This window comes from Mesorhizobium sp. M7A.F.Ca.MR.176.00.0.0, from assembly GCF_004023165.1.
In the GTDB taxonomy this organism is placed as follows: Bacteria; Pseudomonadota; Alphaproteobacteria; order Rhizobiales; family Rhizobiaceae; genus Mesorhizobium.
In genome coordinates this window covers 1-3,925 of sequence record NZ_RZTC01000082.1, presented here as the reverse complement: position 1 = coordinate 3,925, position 3,925 = coordinate 1, and the positions used below count along the sequence as shown (strand labels likewise).

General features: G+C 66.1%; 4 protein-coding genes. 3 read left to right on the top strand and 1 reads right to left on the bottom strand.

The window, feature by feature from the left end:
* From EOB59_RS36625 to EOB59_RS37340, 3 genes are all read left to right on the top strand, one after another.
* The coding region (locus EOB59_RS36625) for an FGGY-family carbohydrate kinase (RefSeq protein WP_245486727.1) at window positions 1-875 on the top strand (875 nt) is incomplete at its 5' end.
* Between the two features lie 146 nt (window positions 876-1,021).
* Window positions 1,022-2,044 carry a cupin domain-containing protein gene (locus EOB59_RS23945; protein WP_127398507.1) on the top strand — a complete coding sequence of 341 codons (1,023 nt, stop codon included), beginning with the start codon at window positions 1,022-1,024 and terminating at the stop codon, window positions 2,042-2,044.
* A gap of 128 nt (window positions 2,045-2,172) precedes the next feature.
* Window positions 2,173-2,442, top strand: a complete 270-nt coding sequence (locus tag EOB59_RS37340) for an excalibur calcium-binding domain-containing protein (RefSeq protein WP_348639532.1) — start codon at window positions 2,173-2,175, stop codon at window positions 2,440-2,442.
* Window positions 2,443-2,526: 84 nt separating this feature from the next.
* Here the strand turns inward: EOB59_RS37340 and dinB are convergent, their stop codons facing one another.
* A complete protein-coding gene (dinB, locus tag EOB59_RS23935; protein ID WP_127809829.1) occupies window positions 2,527-3,774 on the bottom strand; it encodes a DNA polymerase IV in 1,248 nt (415 codons plus the stop codon).
* Window positions 3,775-3,925 lie beyond the last annotated feature (151 nt).

Below are 3,925 nucleotides of genomic sequence, written 5' to 3'. Positions count from 1 at the left end.
TCCCCGGCATCGCGGTAGCGGCCGGCCTGATCGATGCGCATGCCGGTGGCGTCGGTACGGTCGGTGCGCGCGGCGAGTTCGGCAGCGTTCTGTCGCGCATGGCCTATGTTTTCGGCACCTCGGCCTGCACCATGTCGTCGACCGCGGTGCCGGCCTTCGTCGACGGCGTCTGGGGTCCGTATTTCTCGGCCATGGTGCCGGGCCTGTGGCTGAACGAGGGCGGCCAGTCGGCAGCCGGTGCTGCTATCGACCATCTGGTGCGCATGCATCCCGCGGCTGGCGAAGCGACCGCCAAGGCGCAAGCCGAGGGGCTCAGCCTCAGCGCCTGGCTGTCATTGCAGGCGCAAGGCCGCAACGGGGCCGCAGCGACGCCGGCGCTGGTCGGCGGTATCCATGTGGTGCCGGAGTTTCTCGGCAACCGCGCACCTTTCGCCGACCCGGACGCGCGAGCGCTGATCGCCGGGCTCGATCTCGACACCAGCCTCGACAGCCTGGTCGGGCTCTATGTCGCCGGGGTCTGCGGGCTGGGCTATGGCGCGCGCCAGATCGTGCGGGCCGAGCATGACAAGGGCATTCCCGTCGACACCATCGTCGTCAGCGGCGGCGCCGGCCAAAGCCCGCTGGTGCGCCAGCTGCTTGCAGATACCACAGGCATGGTGGTGGTGGCCTCGACCTCGCCGGAACCGGTGCTGCTCGGCTCGGCGATGCTGGGCGCGGTCGCCGCCGGTGCCTACAAGGATCTGACGGGGGCGATGGCCGGCATGTCGGAACTCGGCGAGGTCTATCATCCCGATGCCACGCTGGCCGGCTGGCACGCCAAGCGCTTCGCGGCATTCGAGCTGCTGCAGCAGGCCAGCAAGGCGATCAGGGGTTGAAGCGAGCGATTCCTGTCTGGCTTTGTCAGGAGCGTCGCGAACACCGCTTGGCGGTTTAGCCGGAAGCTGGCAGCTTTGTCCTGTCGTGGATCCTCTAGCAGCATGGCAGTGCGACGAGGGCAGGGGGACAGGACCAGGGAGGCCCTATGGCAGACGATAAAGCGCCCGTGCCATTCGCATCGGACAGCGTGCCATGGACGGAATGGTCCGATGTGCCGCGCTTCGGTGTGCGCTACCGGCATCTGTCGCAGGCCGCCCTCGGCGAAAACCACCATGTCGGCGTGGCGATCGAGGAACTGCCGCCGGGCAAGCAGACGTCGCCGGCGCATTACCATATTTTCGAGGAAGAGCATGTCTTCATCCTCGAAGGGATGCTGACCGCTTATGTCGGCGACGCTGCCTACGCCATGAAGGCCGGCGACTACATCTGCTTTCCGGCTGGTGCTGCGGCGGGGCATTGCCTCATCAACACCGGCGACGCGCCGTGCCGCTATGTCATCGTCGGCGAGCGCAACCCGAATGACGTGGTCGTCTATACCGCCTCCAACAAGGTCCTGGTGCGGGCGCTGGGCAGGCGCGCGATCTTCGACCTCTCGGCAACCCGAACTTACTGGGACGGCGAGAACACCGGCCTTGCCGCCGGCGATCCGCTGCCGTCGGATGTGATGCCCGGTATCACCAAACCCCCAGCCGTGCCGATCCCGCCTGTCGCCAGCGATGCCGTCGAATGGAAGGTCGAGGGCGAAGGCCCGCGGTTCGGCGGCCGGTCCAGGCATCTGACCTATGCGGCTTTGGGACGACCAGACTATCATGTCGGCATGCTGATCGAGGCGCCGGCCCCCGGCATGCGCCTGGCGCCCAGGCACTACCACATGCTCGAAGAGGAGCACGCGCTGATCCTGGAAGGGCAGGTGACGCTGCTGCTTGGCGAGGAGCGTCACGAGATGAAGGCCGGCGATTATGTCTGCTTTCCCGCCGGCCTGGCGGTCGGGCATTCCTTCCTCAACAGCGGTACGGAACCGTGCCGCTATCTGATGATCGGCGAGAAAAATCCCAACGAGGTCTGCGTCTATCCCGATTCCAACAAGATGGCGGTCGACGCCTTGCGCCGGCGCGACGGCATTTTCGACATGGGAGCGGTGAGGCGGTACTGGGACGGCGAGGCATAGAACTGGCGTTTCGCTATCCAATAGCCGCGCTCTAAACGCAGGAAACCGTTCGGAGATGACCGTTATTGCTACTGTACCTGGGTGACGCTAGTCTGGTTCGGGCACTCCAACCGGGGAGTTGGCGGGGAATGCTCCTGCCATTCTTGCGACGGCCTTCACCCTATCACCGTCGCCGCCTTGGCAGGCTGAGATGGGTGGCCTTGTTTGCGCCGTTCATTCTGTTGTCGGGCTATATCATCTATGGCTTCATCGGCATTCGGTTTGATACATCTCTCTCGGTGCTGAGGCGCCTTGCGGCATTCCCGAACTGCACTGCCGCCCGTGCCGTTGGCCTCGCCTCTGCGCATAGGGGCGAACCTGGCTATTGGCCGACTCACGATGCCGACCATGCGGCATAGCCTGCGAGCCCTGGCACGGGACAAGCTCTAGTGGCATCCGGGTCCATCGCTACTCGCGTACCGGCCCATAGCCTTGCCCTGGCCTCAAAGCTCCTTCTCCGCCAGCTCCCTGAATTCGTCGGGCACGGAGCGCGCGGCCTCCAGTGCCACCGTGCCGTAGCCCACCGCCTGTTTGCCAAAGCGTTCGCGGATCTTGTCGATGGCGCGGTCGGCGTCGAAGCGTGCCAGGCCTTTTCGGGTGCCCGGCCGGCGTTTCTCGTCGGCGAGGCCGAGCGGCAGTTCGAGCTGCAGCTCGAAGCTTTCCTCAAGATACGACACCGAGATCGCCAGCAGCGAGATCGTTCTTTCGTGGGGGTTGTCGGCGAGGACGCCGCGCACCAGATCGCCGGCGATCTCGGCCAGCATCGCGGTCGCCGAGATCGGCTGGTCAAGCGTGATCGAGCGCGTGACGGCGCTGAGATCGGCAAAGCGCACGCGTACCGTCACCGTGCGGCCGGGCCGCGCCTTGGCGCGCAGCCGGCTGGCGACACGGTCGGCCAGATGCAGCAGAGTGGGCACGATGATCCGCGCTACGGCGGGTTTTTGGCCCAGCGCCGATTGGGCGCCGGCCGAATGCGCGCGGCTATGCGTTTCGAGCTTTCGCGGGTCGCGGTTCCATGACAAGGCGGCGAGCTTTTCGCCGGCGGCGGGACCGAGCAGCCGTGTCAGCGCGCCGCTGTGCGTCCTGGCCAGCTGGCCGATGGTCTCGACGCCGATTTCCGCCAGCCTCGCCCTGGTCGCCGGGCCGACGCCCCACATCAGCCCGACCGGCAGGTCGTGCAGGAAAGCGAGCTCGCTGCCGGGGTCGACCACCACCAGCCCATCCGGTTTGGCCACCTGCGAGGCGATCTTGGCCAGATGCTTGGTGCGTGCTACGCCGATCGAGATCGGCAGGCCGAGTTCGGCCCGCACGCGGCGGCGGATGGTCGTTGCGATCTCCTGCGGCGAGCCGAACAGATGCGTGCAGCCGGCGACGTCGGCAAACGCCTCGTCGATGGAGATGCGCTCGACCACCGGGGTAAAATCGTCGAGCACCTTGATCGCCGCGTCGCCCAGCCGCTGGTAGTGGCTGAAATTGCCGCCGACGAAGATCAGCTGCGGGCACAGCTCACGCGCCTTGCGCCCCGGCATGCCGCCGCGCACGCCGAAGGCGCGGGCCTCATAGGAAGCGGCGAGCACGACACCGCCGCCCACCGCGATCGGCTTGCCGCGCAGCGACGGATCGAGCAACTGCTCGACCGAGGCGTAGAAAGCGTCGAGATCGGCATGCAGGATGGTGGCTGTCGTTTCCATCGACCGCACATCCGCAGTTGCTGATAGATTGGAACAAATAAAGAACAAAGGTGGATCGTTGTCAAGCAAGCTGTGGAAAGCTCCCCCTTCTCCGCTTGTGGGAGAAGGTGTCGCCGAAGGCGACGGATGAGGGGTGTTCCAGGGAACGCCA